17 protein-coding genes and 1 pseudogene are annotated in these 20184 nt (G+C 59.2%); 5 read left to right on the top strand and 13 right to left on the bottom strand.

Translation table 11 applies throughout. From position 1 onward, the window contains the following. Positions 1–257: 257 nt before the first annotated feature. The 13 genes and pseudogenes from ABIA42_RS10965 to ABIA42_RS10905 all read right to left on the bottom strand — a co-directional run bounded on the left by ABIA42_RS10965 (position 258) and on the right by ABIA42_RS10905 (position 14969). Positions 258–1160 (bottom strand): HNH endonuclease, encoded by a 903-nt coding sequence (locus tag ABIA42_RS10965; RefSeq protein ID WP_370113684.1) that lies wholly within the window; start codon positions 1158–1160, stop codon positions 258–260. Positions 1161–1641: 481 nt separating this feature from the next. Beyond that, positions 1642–2415: an SDR family NAD(P)-dependent oxidoreductase gene (locus tag ABIA42_RS10960; protein WP_271527507.1), complete on the bottom strand. Its 774-nt coding sequence runs from the start codon at positions 2413–2415 to the stop codon at positions 1642–1644. Positions 2416–2472: 57 nt separating this feature from the next. Beyond that, positions 2473–2754 (bottom strand): annotated as a pseudogene (locus tag ABIA42_RS10955) (helix-turn-helix domain-containing protein); the annotation flags it as partial. Between the two features lie 701 nt (positions 2755–3455). After that, positions 3456–4877 carry an FAD-binding oxidoreductase gene (locus ABIA42_RS10950; RefSeq protein WP_271528985.1) on the bottom strand — a complete coding sequence of 474 codons (1422 nt, stop codon included), beginning with the start codon at positions 4875–4877 and terminating at the stop codon, positions 3456–3458. Next, positions 4874–5290: a PaaI family thioesterase gene (locus ABIA42_RS10945; protein ID WP_271528986.1), complete on the bottom strand. Its 417-nt coding sequence runs from the start codon at positions 5288–5290 to the stop codon at positions 4874–4876. The genes ABIA42_RS10950 and ABIA42_RS10945 overlap by 4 nt, the downstream gene beginning before the upstream one ends. 13 nt (positions 5291–5303) lie before the next feature. Next, positions 5304–6536 (bottom strand): CaiB/BaiF CoA-transferase family protein, encoded by a 1233-nt coding sequence (locus ABIA42_RS10940; RefSeq protein WP_271528987.1) that lies wholly within the window; start codon positions 6534–6536, stop codon positions 5304–5306. Beyond that, a complete protein-coding gene (locus tag ABIA42_RS10935) occupies positions 6523–7227 on the bottom strand; it encodes a haloacid dehalogenase type II (protein WP_271528988.1) in 705 nt (234 codons plus the stop codon). Before ABIA42_RS10935 ends, ABIA42_RS10940 begins: the two co-directional genes overlap by 14 nt. A gap of 218 nt (positions 7228–7445) precedes the next feature. Next, positions 7446–8858: an MFS transporter gene (locus ABIA42_RS10930; protein ID WP_370157136.1), complete on the bottom strand. Its 1413-nt coding sequence runs from the start codon at positions 8856–8858 to the stop codon at positions 7446–7448. Between the two features lie 165 nt (positions 8859–9023). Continuing rightward, the gene (locus ABIA42_RS10925; RefSeq protein ID WP_271528990.1) at positions 9024–9938 is read right to left on the bottom strand and encodes a LysR family transcriptional regulator; all 915 of its coding nucleotides are present in this window, start codon (positions 9936–9938) and stop codon (positions 9024–9026) included. Between the two features lie 738 nt (positions 9939–10676). Then, entirely contained in the window at positions 10677–10961 is a 285-nt protein-coding gene (locus ABIA42_RS10920) for an SDR family NAD(P)-dependent oxidoreductase (RefSeq protein ID WP_370113690.1), read from the bottom strand. 306 nt (positions 10962–11267) lie between these two features. Continuing rightward, a protein-coding gene (locus ABIA42_RS10915) for an IS3-like element ISRj2 family transposase (RefSeq protein ID WP_109866565.1) occupies positions 11268–12397 on the bottom strand; the annotation gives its coding sequence in 2 pieces (ribosomal slippage) (positions 11268–12145 and positions 12145–12397; 1131 coding nt in all). Between the two features lie 489 nt (positions 12398–12886). Beyond that, positions 12887–14113 (bottom strand): IS256 family transposase, encoded by a 1227-nt coding sequence (locus tag ABIA42_RS10910; protein WP_370112649.1) that lies wholly within the window; start codon positions 14111–14113, stop codon positions 12887–12889. A gap of 73 nt (positions 14114–14186) precedes the next feature. After that, a complete protein-coding gene (locus tag ABIA42_RS10905) occupies positions 14187–14969 on the bottom strand; it encodes a SagB family peptide dehydrogenase (RefSeq protein ID WP_370113692.1) in 783 nt (260 codons plus the stop codon). Between ABIA42_RS10905 and ABIA42_RS10900 the strand changes: the two genes are divergently transcribed. The 5 genes from ABIA42_RS10900 (at position 14916) to ABIA42_RS10880 (ending at position 20171) form a co-directional block, all read left to right on the top strand. Further along, on the top strand, positions 14916–15578 hold the full coding sequence (locus tag ABIA42_RS10900; protein ID WP_162406437.1) for a hypothetical protein: 663 nt from the start codon (positions 14916–14918) through the stop codon (positions 15576–15578). The genes ABIA42_RS10905 and ABIA42_RS10900 overlap by 54 nt on opposite strands. Beyond that, positions 15578–16825 carry a cytochrome P450 gene (locus tag ABIA42_RS10895; RefSeq protein ID WP_370113694.1) on the top strand — a complete coding sequence of 416 codons (1248 nt, stop codon included), beginning with the start codon at positions 15578–15580 and terminating at the stop codon, positions 16823–16825. The genes ABIA42_RS10900 and ABIA42_RS10895 overlap by 1 nt, the downstream gene beginning before the upstream one ends. A gap of 183 nt (positions 16826–17008) precedes the next feature. Continuing rightward, positions 17009–17257, top strand: a complete 249-nt coding sequence (locus ABIA42_RS10890; RefSeq protein WP_370113696.1) for a hypothetical protein — start codon at positions 17009–17011, stop codon at positions 17255–17257. Positions 17258–17272: 15 nt separating this feature from the next. Then, positions 17273–19543 carry a TOMM precursor leader peptide-binding protein gene (locus ABIA42_RS10885; protein ID WP_370113698.1) on the top strand — a complete coding sequence of 757 codons (2271 nt, stop codon included), beginning with the start codon at positions 17273–17275 and terminating at the stop codon, positions 19541–19543. Between the two features lie 25 nt (positions 19544–19568). Next, positions 19569–20171 (top strand): hypothetical protein, encoded by a 603-nt coding sequence (locus ABIA42_RS10880; RefSeq protein ID WP_370113700.1) that lies wholly within the window; start codon positions 19569–19571, stop codon positions 20169–20171. Positions 20172–20184: the final 13 nt, after the last annotated feature.

The following is a 20184-nucleotide window of genomic DNA, read 5'->3' as shown; positions in this document are numbered from 1 at the left end:
GCTTTCTACCTGTGCTGGTTCCAGCTGCCTCGGTCACCAGATGTCGAGAGTTTTAAGCATTCTGCGGGCACTGTCCTTGGAGGATATCGTTGGCACACTACGGTCTCAAGACGCCTGAATGTCCTACCCCCCGCGCAAATAACGGCAACCGGAAGGTTTGCCGGCAAGACTGAGCGGATCGACACAGGCGCATTGGTCATGCGCAACCGTCGAACGTCATTGTTGAAGCAGCATGGGCAGCTCCTCCTGCCCGCTTGCTATTGCTTGAAGCAACGCTCGCGGTGCCATTGTAGAAAATGCGGATGAGGCCGATCCGACGATCTTCTTGGCTCGATCGCGCGACCGGACTTGTTGATGACCGATCGAACTCCTTCCAGATCGTTTGTTTGACGCGAGATTAAGATTTCTAAGTCATCGGACAGGCTGATCAAGCCACGATCAAACATCCAATGAGCGGTACCCGACAGAGCGATCCCATTGCTCACGATGTCCGGCCCATTTGCCTCCACAGGCCGAATATGCGCCGCCGCCACTTCTGCGCGCCCCATTCCATTGATGAGCTTCAACCCGGTAATGGCGCAGCGCTCGTCGTAGGCTCGCAAGACGATCCGACGAAAAACGCGGTCACGCAAAACTCTCGATACCGTTAGGCTGACGCGGTCGCGCTGCTGCTCGAGTATGAAAGGCGCCTGTTCTCTTTCGTCGAGTTGAGACAATCGAACATCGGCATCTACTCGGGGTAGTAGCGGCGCACCTTCGGCAAAACCAAGTTCGAGTATTCTATTGAAATCGTCCGCGGAGATCGGCCGGACGGCCGACTGAGCACGTCCCGAAATTCGCCCTTGCTCATTCAGTACACCGCGCTCTACCGGACCAGTTGCCGTGTTGAAAGGGACCGGATTGGCAAAATCGAGATAACTTCCAGGTTCGATCAGAGCGAGGTACATTCCCGAAGTACCGGGATCGGGAATGACCTGCTGAACGCGCGCAATTGCAAAGTAGCCGCGCGTCTCAGCGACCTTGCTTGGCTCGTAGTAAATGATCCAATCGCCGACGCAGGCCTCGACGCGGCGTAGATATTGACTTGGAAATTGGTATTGCTCAGCGGGGCTGTCATCGTAGATCGAGTCCGATCGATGGATGAATACCCCAAATCCCATGATTTATGCCGCGCCGCCTCGCCCAGAAGTAACGATCCAATTCAGTTCCGTTGAACCTTGAGCGGAGTTCGCTACTCCCACTCGATTGTTTCGGACCGCGGTTCGTCTTTGATTTTTAAGCACAAATCTTCGAGACTGACGGAAAAATCCCGACGGCATACCCGCCGCAATTTTTCCGTCTTGAATTCACAGAATAATTTGTGCCGCTCCGAATACTGGAGATTCCGCTACCTATCGGTGTCAATCGACTGAATAGCTCTGCATACGTAGCGCAAATCGCCACAGCCAATCTTGGCGCGACGTAGCTTCATTTACCGTCAGAGATCAGGTAGGCGCTGGTTTGCTCGCCCGATGGTCCCCTAACCGTTGCCTTCCGAAGGCAAGTGTCAAGCCGGCATTCCGCAGCTCAATCAATAGAGCGTCGCCCCCCCCCGAATGCGACAGAACCACGAAAATCTCGCCCCGGGTGTGGCCCATCCATTCAAAAAGATGACACGAGATGCCCCCCGTCCACGGCCAATGTCGCCCCGGTCATCCACGCTGAGGCATCGGAGGCAAGAAGTAGAAACGCGCCGTTGAGGTCGGTCGGACTGCCCAGGCGGCGCATTGGAATCCTGTCAATCATCCTTCGACCGGGCTCACTTGCGAAGAACTCTGCGTTCATGTCCGTCCCGATATAGCCTGGGCAGAGAGCGTTGACGCGGATACCATATCGCGCCCATTCCATGGCGAGCAACTTCGTCATCTGGATTAGACCTGCCTTGGAGATGGAATAAGGAGCCACTCCATTCCCCGGATGAAGGCCCAATACGGACGCGATATTCACAATCGCGCCCGGGCGCTTCGCAGAGAGCCAAGCCCGTGCCGCCGCGTTGGACAGGAGCCACGCACCGCGCAAGTTGGTGTCGATAATGCGATCGAAATCCGACGTAGCCACGGAGATTGCCGGCTGCGAGCTGGCTACGCCCGCATTATTGACAAGTATGTCCAAGGGAGGCGCTCGCCCGCTTTCGACGTGTGAGAGGGCCCGTGACACCGAGTCCTCGTCAGCGACATCAAGGACGACTTCGTAGACGGCAGATGATCCTGCCGCCCGTAGTTCGGCAGCAAGCGCGCCGAGGCGATCTATGCGGCGCGCAGCAATCGAGACAGCCGCTCCATAGCGAGCGAGCAGCCGAGCGAAGTGTTCACCCAACCCACTGGAGGCGCCAGTAACAAGCGCATGTTTTCCAGCGATTGAAGCCCCAAGGTCCATCGTCCGTTCCTATCTAATGCTCTGTGGTAGGACCGCCTCGCCCCATTCATCCTCCGGGCCGAGCGTCAGCGACGCACTCATTGCAGCTGCATTGGGACCGATGCGATATTTCTGGTCCTGCGGCAAATACTCCAATTGACCTATGCGGGTGAGAGTAAGGGTGAGACGAGAGACGGTTGATCGCGGCAAGTCGCAGCGGTCGGCGATTTCGCGATTACCGAGCCGTATTGCAGGGCTCGCGAAACAACGCAGCACGTCGAACGCGCGCGACACGACTTGTATGACATCTGTCCTGTCTGCAAGGAACGGTCCTTGCAATTTTTGAGATCGACGCGCCATCTAACACATCCCTAGTTCAAATACGGACGCGGGCCCAACGCCTATAGCGGCACGATCCCGCCAAGCCCTTTCGATTAACGAAGACTGCACAAAAAGCTCATCGATCCGCGTCCCGGAATTCCTGCTCCAATCCCCCACGAACACCAGACAGAATGCCCGCTTCGTGGCAGTGATCCGGATCGAGTGCAATCGAGCCAGAGTAGTTAAGATTGGATAAGGACCGAAATGACAGGCTCGCTATGCGCCAAAACTTATCCGAGCTCGAGACTGGAGCCCCCCGCCCTTCTGTACGCTGAAGCCCGCTGCAGTACTCCGTCAGGACAATCGTTGTGGATTGAAGACCTCGACCGCGATAAGTCCAAGCACGACTTCGATCAGCGTCCTCGATACGAAGGAATCGACAATCTTCTCCAGACTACGCCAGACCGCGCGATATCCGCCCGCCGCCCTACTCCCACTCAATGATTTAGGAAGACGTTTTCGCGTTGATTTCCAAGCACAAATTCTCAAAGCTGACGGTCTAATGCCGACGGTATACCCGCCCGAATTCTTCGGTCCCTTGAGTTCACAGGAAAATTTCCGAAGCTCTGAGGGTTGGCAGGTTCAGCAAGTATCGGAATCAATCGACGCACTAGACGTACACCAAGTCGGCACGGCCTCCCCTTGGGCTTTCGCCGACTTCCAGCCGATACCGTCAGCGGTCATTCTGCGGGTTCGATTTGCGATGGTCGGAATATCTTGCCGGGATTGAACGAGCCGTCCTCGTCGAGCGCCGCCTTGATCCGGCGCATAAGATCGAGCTCGACTGGATCTCTTTTGCTTTCAAGCAGGCCTACTTTGGCCCGACCGATACCGTGTTCCGCCGAAAACGTCCCACCCAGGGAGAGCACGATATCGTAGATCGCCTGGCTGATCTGCCTGCCCTGCTCCGCGGCTCGTTCGGCGCCGAGCGCCGCGGGCAGGACGACGTTCAGGTGGATGTTGCCGTCTCCGACATGACCGAACGGAACGACCGTCACATCAGGGAAGCCGGCTTCGACGTCGGCGCAGCTTCGGCGCAGAAGCTCGGGCACATTTGCCACCGGCACAGCGACGTCGTGTTTGAAGTCGCGTCCCGCCTTCTTCTGGACCTCGGTCTGGTCTTCACGAAGGCGCCAGATCTGCTTCTGTTGTTCTCCGCTCTGGGCGAGCGCAGCATCGACGATGGTGCCGTCCTCGAGCCTGTCGGCGAGGAACGCTTCCAGTATGTCCTTCAGACCAGCTTCCGGACGGCTCGAAGTCAGTTCGACAAGGACGTAGTGATCCGCCTTCTCGACGGGCGAACGAAGCCCTTCGCGCTTCGCCAGCTCGACGCACGAGCCCGAGAGGTACTCGATGGCACGCACATTCCCGTCCGCGGCCGCGCGCAGCTTCATCCAGAAATCCAGCACCTTGTCCTCGGTCTCGACCGCGCAGAAGGCGACTTCGCGACCAACCGGCAGGGGCGCGAGCTTCATCGCCGCGGCCGTGATGATGCCGAGCGTTCCTTCCGAACCGGCGAAGAGGTGTTTGAGGGCGTAGCCGGTGTTGTCCTTCCGGAGCGTGCGCAGGCCGTTCCAGATCCGTCCGTCGGGAAGTACGACCTCCATTCCGAGCAGAAGATCTCTCGCGCTCCCGTACCGTACGGCAGAAATGCCGCCTGCGTTCGTCGCCAGCGCACCACCGAGCGTGGCGGTGCCTTCCGAGGCGAAGGACAAGGGAAACAGCGCGTTCGCCTCCGCTGCCGCGCTCTGAAGTTCGGCGATCGTCGCGCCCGCTTCCGCGATGACGGACATGTCGACTGTGTCGACGGTCCGGATCTTCTTCATGGCGCCGGTACTGACGACAATCTGGAGGCCGGTTTCGTCCGGCGTCGAGCCTCCCACCAGCCCTGTGTTGCCGCCTTGAGGAACGACGTCGACGCCGGCCTCCTGGCAGATCCGAACGCTGCGCGAGAGCATGCTCGTCGTTCTGGGGCGTAGCACGCACGCTGCGCTACCGCGAAGCAGGCCGCGCCAATCCGAGAGGTATCCGTCCGCCAGCGCCGGGTCGGTGATGCAATCGGAGCCGAGCAGCTCCCGTAACCTAGAGACGACGTCGTTCACAGTTGCTTCCACGTCGAGGTCGCGTGAGCGATCATCTCTCCGGAACCGTCCTGGGCCGCGGACTGCAGGAAGAAGGTCTTGCGTCCCTTCTCCAGAAAGCGAGCACGGCAGGTGACCAGGCCGCTCCGGACCGGGGCGAAATACTGCACCTTCATCTCCAGCGTCGCGCCAGCGCCGAACTGATGCTTGAGGAGGTGCCCCATCGAGATGTCGAGGGCGGTCGCCAGTACGCCGCCGTGGAGCGATCCCTGCGGATTGAACATGTAGGGCTTCACGTCGAGAGAGACGACGCAGGTGTCGGTTTCGTAGGAGACCGCCATCCCGAAAAAGCGCGAGAGGAAAAACGACCCGAATTCGTGGCGGCCGTCGCCCATGGCCGCCACGATCAGCTCCCGAACCTGCGCTTCCTGCATCCGTCCTGCTCCCCTATTCGGCCGACTGCTTCAGCGCGGCATCGCCGAAGGCGCCTTTGGAGGCGAAGTCCAACACTTCCTTCCGCGTCCATCCCAGCCAGTTCTCGAACACCTCGAGGGTGTGCTCGCCCAAGGTCGGCGGCGGCGTGGACGGCGCGGGAGGCTTGTCGTCGAAACGCAGCGGCCGGGCCACGAACTTGACTTCGCCGGCGACTCTGTGCGTCACGGTCTGGACCATGTCGCGCTGAACGAGCTGCGGCGCTTCGCAGACCTCGCCGACCGTCCTGATCGCGCCGCAGGGAATGCCGGCTCCGCCGAAGATCTCGAGCCAACGGTCGCGCGGCTCGGACTTGAAGATCGGGCGCAGAATCCCGGCGAGCGCAGCGCGGTTCGCCGCCCGCTTGGGCGCCGTGTCGAAGCGGGGGTCGGCTTCGAGGTCCTTGCGACCGATGACGGCGCAGAACAGCAACCAGAACTTGTCGTTGGCCACGCCGAGGTTGAACCAGCCGTCGATCGCCTCGAAGGTTTCGTAGGGACTGATGGTGGGGTGAATGTTGCCGCGACGCTTCGGGCTTTCTCCGGATGCGAAGTACATGCCGGCGTTGAACGTCAGCAGCGAGGCCATGGCGTCCAGCATGGAGACGTCGACCCGTCCGCCGACGCCGCTCCTCTCGCGCTTCATGAGCGCTGCGAGCACCGCCTGCGATGCATAGAGCCCGGTGACCAGGTCGGCGATGGAAGTGCCGACCTTCATGGGCGGCCCGTCCGGATCTCCGGTGATGTCCATGACGCCAGACTCGCCCTGCAGGATCAGGTCGTAGCCGGGCCGGCTCGCATCCGGACCGGTCCGACCGAAGCCGGAGATGCTGCACTGGATGAGCTTGGGGTTGTGGGCACTCATCGCAGCGTAGGACAGGCCCCATTTGTCGAGGGTCCCGGGCCGGAAGTTGTCGATCACGACGTCGGCGGCCTTGGCGAGCGCAATCACCGCATTCCGCCCCGCCGGCGACTTCAGGTCGATCGCGCAGCTTCGCTTATTGCGGTTGACCGACAGAAAGTACGAGCTCTCCCCGTTCACGAACGGTGGGCCGTAGCGGCGACTTTCGTCGCCGACACGGGGATCTTCGATCTTCACGACGTCCGCCCCGAGGTCGCCGAGATGCATCGTGGCGAAGGGACCGGAGACGACGCGGCAGAGGTCCAGGACCTTGATGCCGGAGAGAGCTTCCGTACTAGACGATCGCATCCGCCAGATCCTTCATGGTCTCGACCGTGATGTCGGGCTTGTGCGGCGTCTCTTCGAACGGCCGGTTGCGTCGGTTGATCATCGCCGTGCGCATGCCGGCCGACTTGGCGCCGATCACGTCGAAGGCGTGGTTCGCGACGAAGAGGACCTGATCCTTCTTGAGACCGAGGATCTCGGCGGCCTTCGTATAAGTCGCGACGTGTGGCTTGAAGGAGTTCGCCTCGGCGACGGAGATGACGTTGTCGAACGGGACCTTGTGATATTTCTTGGCGGTTTCGAGCATATCGCGGTCGCCGTTCGAGAGCACGACCAGCTTGTACCTGGTTTGCAACTTGGCGAGAGCCGCCGGCACCTCCGGGAAGCATTCGAGCTTCTCGATCTCGCCCACAAGGTACTTCACCTCGTCCTTGGTGTACTTGATGCCGGCCCGGGCCATGACCGCGGAGACTGCACGGTGGCCGATCTCGCGATACGGCGTGTGCTCGCGATGGAGCAGCGCGTCGATCATCGAATTCTCGAAGTGGGTGCGGCGCCACCAGGTGACAAAGGAGTTCGGATTACCGGTCCAGCCCTTCTCCTTGAGGAACGGCGTCGCGATCTTGACGAGGCCGCCCTGCATGTCGACGACCGTGCCGTACTGGTCGAACATGCAGACCTTCACGGTGTCCTTGATCTTCTGGATGTCGGTCATTGCTTCTTCCCTTTGCCCGTTGACTGAGTGGATGATCCGGATTTGACCGCATCCACCGCCATTTTCGAAATGGATTGTTCTTCTGCGCACATTCGCGACGTGAATGTCATGACTATCGTCGCGGCTCTACAGGTTCGGTCACAGCTTCTGCAAACGGCTGGACGGCAAGGAGCCCGAAGCGATTCTTCGGGCCCACTGCTAATTGTGGTCCGTGTCCGCTAGGCTCCGATACCGACGACCTTCTCTCTCGAGGCCGAGGGTTCTGTTCCGGTCGGCGCGCCCGAGACTTCCTCAAGTGCGCGACCTTTGGTCTCGAAGCCGAAGATCATGAAGACCACAGCTTGGAAGAGAAGAATGCCCGCAAGCGTCACCAGCACGCCGACGAGCCCCTTCCATGCGAAGATCGCGATGACGACGAACTGGACCAATGCCGTCGTCACGCGCCCGGCGGTCGCGCAGATTGCCGTGCCACGGAGCCTGTAGCGGGTCGGGAAGAGCTCCGGAACGTGCATGGCGAAGCCGGTAGCCAACATCACATAGATCGCGGTGACGAGAAGGAAGCCGATCACGACGAGCGGAGCGCCGTCCGGCATGAACGGATACGCGAGACCGAAGGCCGCCGCCGCGATCGACGATCCGATGATCGACGGTCTACGACCTATCGCATCGGCCAGCGCCAAGCCGATCAGCGATCCGATCGGGCCGCCCAGAGACATGAAAGTCGTGTAGCCGAGCGACGACACAACGCTGTGGCCACCCTTCACCATGAATGTGGGCAACCAGCCAATGAAGCCGTAGAGGCTGAAGCCGACGACGATGTGCAGGAGACTGCCGAGCAAGGTCCGACCGAGGTAAGGAGGTGCGAACAGGCGCCAGACGGATCCGCCCTCGTCTTCCACACGCTGCGCAGTCGAAACCGGCGGCAGCGGCCCCTTCTTGGCAGCTTCCGCTTCGATGCGAGCGAGGATCGCCTCGGCTTCGTCGCCGCGGCCGTTAGCGGCCAACCACCGAGGCGACTCGGGCATCGACTTCCGGAGGAACCAGACGATCATCGCCAGCACGCCGACGAGGCCGAACATATAGCGCCACCCGAGGCTCGGAATGACCCACAAGCCGACCATCGACGAGACGAAAAGTGAAAAGTTGGTGATAACGGCCAGAATACCGATCCATCGGCCGCGGGACGATGCAGGGACGAATTCGGTCAGCGTTGCGTAACCGACGACAATTTCGGCGCCAAGTCCGATCCCAATGACGAAGCGCGCGGCGATCAGCGCCTGCATGGACGGAGCAAGCGCCGCCGCCAGCGAAGCAAGGCCGAAGATGGCCAGATTGATCTGATAAGAGAAACGGCGACCGTAGCGATCGCCCAGAATGCCCGAGAACCAGGCACCCAGAGTCATGCCGATGAAGGTCGCGGTGACAAACGCCGCGTTGAGTTCGAGTGTCGACCAGCCCTCCTTCAGGACAGCTCCAAGAACGCCGCCGGCGAGGTAGATGTCGAAGGCGTCGAGGAACATCCCGGCGCCGATCAGCGCTAGGATCCGCCAATGAAAGCCGCAAATCGGCAGCCGGTCGAGGCGAGCGCCTGCGTTGACCGATGCCACCTGTACGTCCGAAATCACCTGCATTCATCCCTCCCAAGGGTCGACAGAGATCGACCGAAATTGTTTGGGAGCAGGATGGCGATCGGGATGGCGACGTCTAATCGGAATCCACTATTCCACTATTCGGCAGACTAATAATCCTGCGTTTACCGCAAATTATCGAAAGATGGTCGGTGGAGCGGCTCCGTCTCAGTCGCTGTCGGGGAGAGCTCGCGTGGCATCAACGAAGATCGAACGCAACCAATTCAGGTCCTGACTGCCATCGTGCCTTCGGTGCCAATACATGGACCATTCGAAGGGATCGGACGCGAACGGCAGGTCTCTGATCGCAAGATCTTCCGAGACCATCGCGAAGGCCAAGCGCCGGGGCATGACCGACAACAGATCAGAATTCCGCAGCACATGCGGGACCAGCAGCCAATGGGGAACGTTGACCGCGACCCGGCGGGACAGCCCTTGCCCGGCGAGCACGTCGTCGACGAAACGCAGATCTGTCGGCGACATCGAGACCTTGAGATGCGCCGCCTGCAGAAACGTTTCCATTGTAAGGGGGCGCTGCGCCAGAGGGTGATCTTCGCGCATCACGCACACCATCCGATCCTTCATCAGGACGACCGACTTGATCGAATTCGAATGCGCGAGACCCATCGAGATCGCGAGATCGATTTCGTCCTTCTCCAGGGCCTCTACCGTTTGCGTCGGCGAATAGTGCACGACGTCGAGCTGCGCGAAGGGTGCCGTCGTCTCCAACGTTTTGCCGACGGCGGGAAGAAGAAGACGGCTGAGAAGATCGGACAACCTCACGGAAAAGCTACGTGTCGTGGTGGTCGGATCGAAAGCGGATTCGCTATCCAGAAGGCGCTCCACCTGCCGCAAAAGCCGCTTCACCGGCTCCGCCAGCTCGATCGCACGCGGCGTGGCTTGCATGCCGTTGGCTGTCCGTACAAGAAGCTCGTCCTTGAAGATATGACGCAGCCTGGAGAGCGCATTGCTCATTGCGGGTTGACTGAGGCCAATCCTGTCGGCAGCACGGGTGACGTGAAGGTCCGTGAGAAGAGCGTTCAGAGCGACCAGAAGATTGAGATCGACAGATCTTAGGTTCATGACGCGCCATCATTGATATCACGAATAATGAAGCCTTGAAAATCCACAATACAAATCCCGATCAGTCGGCGTCAATGTCCGCACTCGATGAGATCTAATGCGCACGTTTCAGGACAATCGGCGGCCGTAAGCGCGATGCCAATGGCGGGCGGCCTCAAATGAACGCCTCGGCTCTAGCAGCTCCAGCCCTTCTGCACGCTGTGGTTCGATGAGATACTCCGCCAGCCAAAACGTGCTGGTGCGCCGAGCTCGTTCGAGTTAAGTCGAGACCACCAGCTCTCTTTGCATGTGAGTGAGACCCACAACGCCAAAGCTACGCTAAACCGCGCATAACCAGCCGAATGCCCTACTCCCACTCAATTATCTAGGACGACGTTTCGTCGTTGATCTACAAGCACAAATCTTCAAGTCCGACGGACAAATCCCGACGGTATACCCGCCGGATTTTTTCGGCCCTGAATTCACAGAATAATTTGTGCGGTTCGGAATACTGGCGATTCCGCTACCTATCGGAGTCAATCGACTGAATAGCTCTGCATACGTAGCGAAAATCGCCACTGCTCGTACCGGCATGCCGTAGCTTCATGTACCGTCAGAGACCAGGACGGCGCTAGCTTCGAGCTCCCCCAGCAAACAAGCTCCAACCTCGTCACATCGGCGACCGCGCCCTGCGCACCTCCCGCCTGCGACGCGCGGTTGCGCCCACTCATTGTGAAACTTCTCAGGCCAGGCCGCCGTTCACGTCGATGACCGAACAGGTGATGAATCCGGCGGCGGGTCCTGCCAGGAATACGATCGCTGCAGCCACTCCACCAAATCTGCAAATCGCCTGACATGCGATTCCATCAGGAATGGAGGAAGCCTGTCTCTCGCACCACCGACGACATGTCGGTATCCATGATCCCCGCCTGCAACGACGTTGACGGTGATGTTTCGGCGGCCAAGGTCTGGCGCAGCTCCGTGGCTGTAGCCGACAACTGCCGCCTTGCTCGCCGCATAGTGGGCGGTACCCGGAAAGGCCACTCTCGTTCCGAGCCCGAGCCTACAGTGACGATGCGGGCGCCATCTGGCAGGACCTTGGATGCAGCGCGTCGCGATGACGCCCAAGGTTGTTGATCGACCACTGCCCGGTCCATGGCGGCATTGTCGATTGGCCGTACGCTCATCGTTGTTGAGAACGCACAGAGCTGGCCCCGGTTGTTTGGACAGCGCCCCGCTGGATTTAAGTGGATTCCTGCCGGGTTATGCTGAACGCGGGGCTTTACGATTTTGTCGTTGCGTCGGGAGGGCGTAGCCCGACCAGAGCGACGACAAAATCGTCGGCGACGGTCATGCGGCCATCACCATAGCTTGCGTGCCGAAGTAAGCCTCGTCGGGCGTGCGCCCGTCAAGGCTCGAGTGAGGGCGTCCCTGATTGTAGAAGGCCAGATACTTGGCAATTGACGCTCGCGCCTCGGACACGCTGTCGTAGGCGCGGAGATAAACTTCTTCGTATTTGACCGTGCGCCAGAGCCGCTCGACAAACACGTTGTCGCGCCAGGCGCCCTTGCCATCCATGCTGATGGCGATCTTCGCGTCCAGCAGCACATCGGTGAACTCGAGGCTGGTGAACTGGCTGCCCTGGTCCGTGTTGAAAATCGCGGGCCTGCCGTGCTTCGCCAACGCCTCCTGGACCGCTTCGACGCAGAAGGCCGCCTCCATTGTGATCGAGACGCGATGGGCCAGGACCCGTCGGCTGAACACATCGACGACCGCCGCGAGATAGACGAAGCCACGCCGCATCGGAATGTAGGTGATGTCCATTGCCCACGCATGGTCGGGCCGCTCGATCTTCAATCCGCGCAACAGGTACGGGTAGATCTTGTGACCCGGAGCCGGCTTGCTCGTGTTCGGGCGACGATAGACCGCCTCGATCCCCATGCGCTTCATCAGCGTCGCGATGTGGCGGCGACCGGCGTATACCCCCTCCCGCCGCAGCAACGATCGCAGCATACGCGCTCCCGCGAAGGGATAATCGAGATGCAGCTCATCGAGCCGACGCATCAAGGCAAGGTCCTCGGCCGAAACTGGCCGAGGTTCATAGTAGACCGTGCTGCGAGCCAGCTTCAGGACCTTCGCCTGGCGCACGATAGAAAGATCATGACCGCGGTCGATCATCGCTTTGCGCTCAGCAGGCCCGCCTTGGTGAGCGCGCCGGACAAAAAATCGTTTTCCAACGCCAGCTCGCCGATCTTGGCATGCAACGCCTTCAAATCGACCGGCGTCTCGGCCGATGTCTTGTCATGCCCAAACACGCCGGCGGCGCCTTCCAGGAGCTGGTTTTTCCAGATCGTGATCTGGTTCGGATGAACATCAAACAGTTGCGCCAGCTCCGCCAGTGTCTTGTCTCCTTTGACCGCAGCCAAAGCAACCTTCGCCTTGAATGCCGGAGAATGCGTCCGGCGGCTCTTCTTCGTCATCTTCGCTCCTGATTCGCAGCAAGAATCCTCGCCGCTGTCAGGCAGAAAATCCACTCAAGCTACTGTCCGAATTTGCGGGGCCAGCTCTCACCTCGTATATGGCGGTTGTCGAGGATTGCATGATTTGGCCCATACGCGCGCTGACCGTGGCGATACGGCTCATAGGACAAAACACTTTGCGTGGAGAAAGAAACGGTGTGCGGGAAACGGCAATCTCGTGATCGATAAAACGACCGAGTCCCGGCTCCGCTATCACGTATGTTGGCCGACTGACAGTTCTGAGAGCTCCGAGGAAAGCCGATTGCGCCTTTCACACAAGCTCGACGAAGAGGTTAGTTCGTGCTAAGCATCCTTGCGAGATGAGGTGGGGCGTGTTCATCGAACCTTATGTTCAGTCGTCATTCACTCTGGCTGCGGGGAGTGTCAGAAGTTTTGTGTAAGAGCGTCTCTGTGAGGGGTTTGCGGGGTCAGCGGACTGACCCCATGGGGTCAGTCCGCTGAGCCTGCAAAGCGCTCGCCGAACTGGATGGCAAACTGGCCCATTGCGGCCGTCCATGCAACCGGTCGTCGCCAATGGATGCCGGCATTTCTGATGGCGAGGTAAAGCAGCTTCATCGCCGCCTCGTCGTTGGGGAAGCTGCCGCGTGTTTTGATGATCTTGCGCAGCGAACGGTTCAGCGCCTCGACCGCGTTGGTGGTATAGATCATTTTGCGTATCTCCGGCGCGAAGGCGAAGAACGGAATGACGTGCTCCCACGCCCGGCGCCAGGCCGCCCCGATCGCGGGATAGCGCTTGCCCCACTCGGCTTCGAAGTCCTCGAGCCTGAGCAGAGCGGCGTCGGCATTCTCGGCATGATAGATCGCCTTGATCGAGGGAAGGATCGCCTTGCGATCCTTCCAGGACACGAAGGATAGGCTGTTGCGGATCAAATGCACGATGCAGGTCTGGACCATCGCCTTGGGAAAGACGCTGTTGATCGCCTCGGGAAAGCCCTTCAGACCGTCGACGACGGCGATCAGGATGTCGGCGACGCCGCGGTTCCTCAGATCGTTCATGACCTTGAGCCAGAATTTGGCGCCTTCGGTTTGCTCGATCCAAAGCCCGAGCACGTCTTTCTCGCCCGATGCAGTGATGCCCAGCACGACGTAGACTGCCTTGTTCTTGACCATCCCCTCATCGCGAATCTTGACCCTGAGCGCGTCGAAGAAGACCACCGGATAGATCGCTTCCAGCGGCCGGCTCTGCCATTCGCGGACCTCGTCGAGAATCGCGTCGGTGACCTTGCTGATCAGATCGGAGGACACCTCGGTGCCGTAGAGCTCGGCCAGATGGCCCTGGATCTCCCGTACCGTCATGCCCCGCCCGTAGAGACTGATGATCTTCTCGTCGAAGCCGTCGAAGCGGGTCTGGCCCTTCGCGACGATCACCGGTTCGAACGTGCCGGCGCGGTCGCGCGGCACCTCGATCTCGATCTCGCCGTCGTCCGTCAACAGCGCTTTGCTGCTTGTGCCGTTGCGGCTGTTGCCCGACCCGCGGCCCGCCGGGTCGCCCTTCTCATAGCCAAGGTGGTGGGTCAGCTCCGCACCCAGTGCGCGCTCCAGAAGCGCCTTCTTCAGTCGTCTGAAAAGCCCGTCTTCGCCGGCTAAGTCTTCTGGCTTGAGGCTGCCCCCGGCAAGAAGCTGGTCCAAAATCTCAGGTGAAAAATCCGTAGCCATGTGAGTCTCCTGTCAAAGGTAAACTCACAGAAACCATCTTACACCGAGTTACTGACACCCTCTGGCTGCGCTCTCATTCGAGGGATCCCAACATCAGCTCCCCCACAGATGTTTCGATCGCTGGGTCTACGCCGATCAGTTCGGAGAAGAGCAGCGAATCCCCGCACCCTAGTGGACATGTACCCAACCCCATTGCCGCGGCCGCCATCATCGCAACTTGGAACACAGCACCGACCTCCTTCAAGATGAGGCTATAACTTAAGTCCTCGTAGAGCCGTCGCATCCGTCTGTAGTCGGCGGTGAGCACGAGGAGGATCTGTGGCGGCTCGACAACGTTCGCTGTTCCGGCGGCATCAGCAAGCAACCTCTCGAGCCCAAGTCCAGGCCCACCAACGGCAATGAGCTCGTGAGCGGTCGCATCGTAAGCATAGAGGCCCGGCGCGACACCGCGGCACCGGTTCACCGCCAGGTACGTCTGCAACGGGTAACTAGCGCCGCCACTTGGGTAAGGACGTCGTCCTCCCTGCTCGCAAAGCGTACGGAACAGGAACTCCGAGAGCTGGCCCGAGGTAAGCGCTATAGATCCTTGTCGTCTCACAGATTGACGCCGTGCAGATACAGCCGCGAATGGCGGGTCTGTCGCAAACAAGCTAGACAGGAGAGGCGGCTCAAGGACGAGACGACGGTCGTCGTTTGCTATTGCAGTCGTCCTGAACTGATGATCGGATTTTCCTTCGAGGGTACTCTTGCCAATCAGCGTTCGAGCATAACCTCTGCGGGTGCGGGTGTGAAAGAATAAGTCATGGCCGGACCATGCATCCTGTCCGGATCTTTCGAGAAGCCCGCATTGGCTCATCAAACCAAGTATCGCCAGGATTGTCTGCTCGCAATGCTCCGCTTTAACCTTGGTGATTTCAGCGGCTGGGAGCCCAATCGCCAAATCGTGCAGGAGTGGAAGCAGGCTGCGATCGTGAAGCGACATTTTGACCCAGGAGCCGGGAACCTCGAGGGATATTGCTCCTTGATCGACGCGTGCGAGCGCATTTGGCGAAAGCCGAAGCGTTTCTCCGAGCGAGCATTTCGGCGTAGCCCCGGGCGGCGGCCGCAAGGGAATGCAGGACACAAGCCGCCTGCCCTGACTGCTCAAGCCCCGTATGAGCAGCCCCAGGCGATCCAAGCGAAAGAGCAGCGCTGCACAACGCTTTCGGAGGTTGCCGTCAGGATTGCTTTGGACAGGCTGGTCTCCAAGACGATCATAGATATCTTCCTCGCTGCGGCCCGGTGGCGCAAGAAGTTCGAGCAACTTAAGGTCGGTGGCCTCAACCCTGATCTGAAACGTCGCCGTGTGAACGAAAGCGCCCCCGTCAGTCGGACAGACTTCTACGTCTGGCGCGAGCGCATAACTCCACAATGTTGTACCGGAGGTCATCGGTGGAAGGCCGTGCGAATGGGGAGCGAGCGCTGATGGCGATGACGCCGCCTGGTCCAACGGACCCCGACTCGGGTCGCATCAATTACGAATCCTGGCAAGCCGACATGTTCGCCTTCTTGCGAGGTCTCGCCGAACGCCATGGAGACATTGTCGGATTTCAACTCGGAGGCTCGCCCTGCATCCTGGTCAACGGTGCGCCCGAGGTTCGGAAGCTCTTTTCCGAGCATGAAGCATGCCTCCGCAAGCCCGAATTCGTCAAAGACTCCAATCGCGGCCATTGGGGCGACGGCCTGACGACCCTGGAAGGAGCGGCTTGGCAAGCGCGTCGGCGAGCGCTGCGCCCCTCCTTCCGAGCCGGCCCTTTGACATCTCACATGGCGGCAGTAGCTCGATGCACGACGGACATGTTGAATGCATGGTCTTCCCATTCGGTGGTCCACCTGCTCAGGGAGTTGCGCATCCTCACAGCCCGAATTGCTGCTCGTGTGGTGCTGGACGCAGACATCGAAGGGTACGGCCCAGGAACGGGCCGCTCGGGATTGCTGCCTCTCTCAGAAGCTTATGGAGAGGACTACGCAGGCGCAAGTGGTGGGGATCTGGCCGCCCCTCTCGTCATGATACGTCCCCGTGCATTGCCCCGGATGGACGCAACTGTCCGCATCATCGATCAGCGCATCGCTAGCGGTGAGGACCGAGGCGACGTCCTTTCGAAAATGGTTCTGGCACGGTCCGCGGACGGCGAGAAGCTGACGCGTGAAGAGATCGTGGGTGAAGTCATGCAGATTCTTTACGCCGGACACCTCACAATCCCCTTCACTCTCGTGAATTTCTGGCGTGACGCTGCAGCAGCCAACGAGAGCATCGCGCGAATTGTGACCGAAGCTGACGACCTTTACGTCAATGAAGTCCCAAAGACCGCAAATCTTTTGAACTCCTACTGCATGGCGGCTTTGAAGGAGAGCATGCGGCTGCATCCACCGGCCCCCATTCTCTATCGAGAAGTTGAAAGTCCATTTGAAATCAACGGGTTGGAGTTCTCGCGCAATGTCGCAGTGTGGGTGAGCCCACAATTGCTACACAACGATGCGCGCTATTTTCCGGAGCCGCATCGTTTTGCCCCCGAACGCTTTATGGGCGCAGCAGCCACTCCTGGGTCCATCTATCTTCCGTTCGGCTCCGGTCGCCGCGCCTGCATCGGCAACCAGCTGGCGCTTCATCAAATGACTCTGATTAGCCACCTCGTGGCTCGAGGACTAGGAGCGACCCGCTGGCCCGTTTAATGCTTGGCTTTCAATGGCGCCCGGACAGCGATTTATTGACAGTAGATAATCCAGAGGTTACTTTGGAACCCGGCCTTAATCGTGCGCGGTCCCCTGGCTTATAAGGGGCAGAACTCTGGTGATTGTTCACGGGCGGTCCCGCCCCTGAAGCCAGACGGCAGCCTCCTGAAGGAGTGTCGATCCGTGGCTAACCTAGTGAAGGCGCCTTATCCGACTAATGCGGACTGGGGAGAAATCCATGCGAAGGCGTGGAAAGATCCTAATTTCAGAAAGCTATTAGAGACAGATCCGACCCAGGCCGTGAAGGATTACGGAGCTTCAGTTGGCAAGAGCTTCGATCAGATTGTCATGATCAAACCAGCTCCGAATCCCCAGCAAATACCTGAGCAGTTTTGGCCGTTGCTACACCAAACTCCTCCGGCCTGCTGCTGAGAAGGATGACTTTGTGTGGGGCCGGGCTCAGCCGAACCTCCACGCTTCAAGTCTTGCGTTGAGCCGGTCGTTAGTTCCGACGGCGAGCTTTTCTTACTCTCCGAAGGTGGCAACGCCTGGATTTCCGATCCGATCTACGCGGCCGTCGCCCCCATGCTCGACGGCACACACAACATCGAAAAGATCTTTGCGGTGCTCTGCAAAACCTATTCCGCAGAGCAGGTGTTTGCGGCACTCGACCGCCTCCGAACCAGCGGCTATCTGGCCGAGGACGTCGCCGTTGAAAGTCGCCCCATAACCGCCTTCTGGGAACACGCAGGTGTTCGACCGGGTTTGGCGCGATCGCGGCTTAATACCACGCTCGTGTCCACGATTGCTTTTGGGAACGCTGACGTCGGCCCCCTTACCGATTTGCTGACGCGGCACGGCGTTCAAACTGGCATCAACGGTGACGTCATAGTGGTTGTCACTGACGATTACCTGCGGCCGGAGCTTGCAACATGGAACACCGACGCACTTGGCTCTGGAAGGGCTTGGCTTCTCGTGAAGCCGGTTGGCATCGAACCATGTATTGGCCCAATGATCGTACCGGGACAAACCGCGTGTTGGGACTGTCTCGCGCAACGCCTGCGAGGCCATCGCAGACTTGAAGAATACATCGCGCGGCGCAGCGCTTCAAAAGGGTTGATCGGAGCCGTTCCCGCGTACATTGCGTCGACCCAACATGCCGCTCTCGCGGAAGCAGCTACGGAAGTCATTCGCTTCATCGCGACAGGAGGACAATCGATCCTTCTCAATCGCGTTGTGTCAACGAGTTTACTTACGCTAGAACGAACTCATCACAGTCTTATTCGCCGCCCTCAATGCCGATCATGCGGATCTCAGGGACCGAAGTTCGACTCTCCCCCCGGACCATTAACTCTTCGCTGTCGCCCCAAGATCCCCTCCTTCGACGGAGGGCATCAAGCCCTTGATCAACGGGAAGTGCTCGCGCAACTCGAACGGCATCTAAGTCCGATCACGGGCATTGTAAGCGCGCTCATACCCGGAGACCGAGTGGGTCAAGTAGACGGAGCGTGCCTTGCGACGTTCGCGGCCGATCACAATTTTTCCGACATGTACGACGACCGTTTCTTCCTGAAGGAAGGGATGCGCCGACGATCCGGCGGCAAAGGAAAGAGCATAGATCAGGCGCGCATCAGCGCGCTGGCTGAATCACTCGAGCGTTATTGCGGCGTCTTCGACAGCACCGAGCCGCGCGTAAGAGCTTCGTTTGCAGAGCTTGGACCGACTGCAATTCACCCAAACGCGTGCATGCTGTATAGCGAACGACAATATGCAGAGCGGCAGAAGCACAACTTGAAAGGCCATAAAGCCTGGTGGGTACCCGAGCCCTTTCGACACGATGTCGAGATCGAGTGGTCACCACTCTGGTCGCTGTCCAACCAAACCACGCGCTATTTGCCAACCTCACTTTGCTATTACGGGTATCATAGCTCACCCCCGTTGTTTGCCCGAGCCGATTCCAATGGCTGTGCGGCAGGTTCGGTGTTCGAAGAAGCAGTGCTTCAGGGACTGCTCGAATTGATTGAACGGGATGCTGTCGCTCTTTGGTGGTACAACCGCTTGCGTAGGCGGGCCGTCGACCTTGAAGGCGCCGACGACGCCTATGTCTCGGCAATTATTCGTCGATACGGCGATCTTCAGCGCCATCTTTGGGCGCTCGACGTCACAAGCGACTTTGGAATACCTACTTTCGTTGCGTTATCTAGGCGAGTGGACAAAGCCGAAGAGGACATCATCTACGGCTTCGGCACACATCTCGACCCAAAAGTCGCTCTGATCCGTGCATTGACTGAAATGAATCAATCGTTAGAAGCCGTGCCGGCGGTGACTGGCTCTGGGTCGTCACGGTCCTATCAAGGCAGTGATGATGCCGTGCACTGGTGGCGAACAGTCAGAAGCGCTGACACAACCTACTTGAATCCCGACTCGCAAGCAGAACCACTCCGGCTGGAAGATTTCAGGACTTATGCATCGGATGACCTTTCGCGGGACGTCTCCACATGTGTGAAGCTTGCTGCAAGCAGAGGCATTGAAGTCCTCGTTCTGGATCAGACGCGGCCTGACGTCGGATTTCCGGTCGTGCGTGTCGTTGCACCGGGGCTTCGGCACTTTTGGGCTCGATTCGGACCGGGTCGGCTGTATGATGTGCCCGTTCGGGAAGGCTGGCTTTCCCGATCGCTTGATGAGGGCGAACTAAATCCTTTTGTCATCCAGTTTTGATTTTCATCGCATTGGAGGAAAACAGATGACACCAAATCCTCTTGATAGCATGCCATATGACAACATGGTCGGGATCTGGATTGGGACCTTTGCGATCTTCGACACCGCCGGAGACTGCGTAACAGCCGGCCCCTCTCGTTACATGGTATATTGGAAAGATCGTCCGAATTTGATGCATTTTCGACAGGATGAGGATCTGCGGGCAACGGTCGTCAAATCTCTCATCAAAAGGGTCGAAGACCCCATCTTGAAAAGATTGCTTCAGGTCGACGACGCAGCCGCTCGCATTGGAGACTTAGGCACACCCGACTACGATCTCATAGTTACGGGCAAGTCGGCCACGGGAGTAGGAATGGGACCGGCTGGACGACCTGTTGAGGCGACCGCAGCCGAACTCAGTCCGGACGTGTATCATTTTCAGCTCGCGGAAAAGGGCATCGAAGCTCAATTCCGTTGGTACAACACTCACATCTTCGCGAGCCAAGACGAAAGGCGCACCATTGGCCCCGTCATCGACCTGACCGGTCGCATTGGTTTGATAATGCTCCACACGTACACACGTATTTCTCGATCCGTACCTGAAACCCTGTTTACCACCCTCGGCGAAAAGCTCAGTCCTAGGTTGTGAATTGCGCAAGCAT

Source organism: Bradyrhizobium sp. USDA 327 (genome assembly GCF_041262065.1).
Taxonomy (GTDB): domain Bacteria; phylum Pseudomonadota; class Alphaproteobacteria; order Rhizobiales; family Xanthobacteraceae; genus Bradyrhizobium; species Bradyrhizobium liaoningense.
Note: the sequence above shows the minus strand (reverse complement) of the source record. Positions and strands in the feature narration are given on the sequence as shown.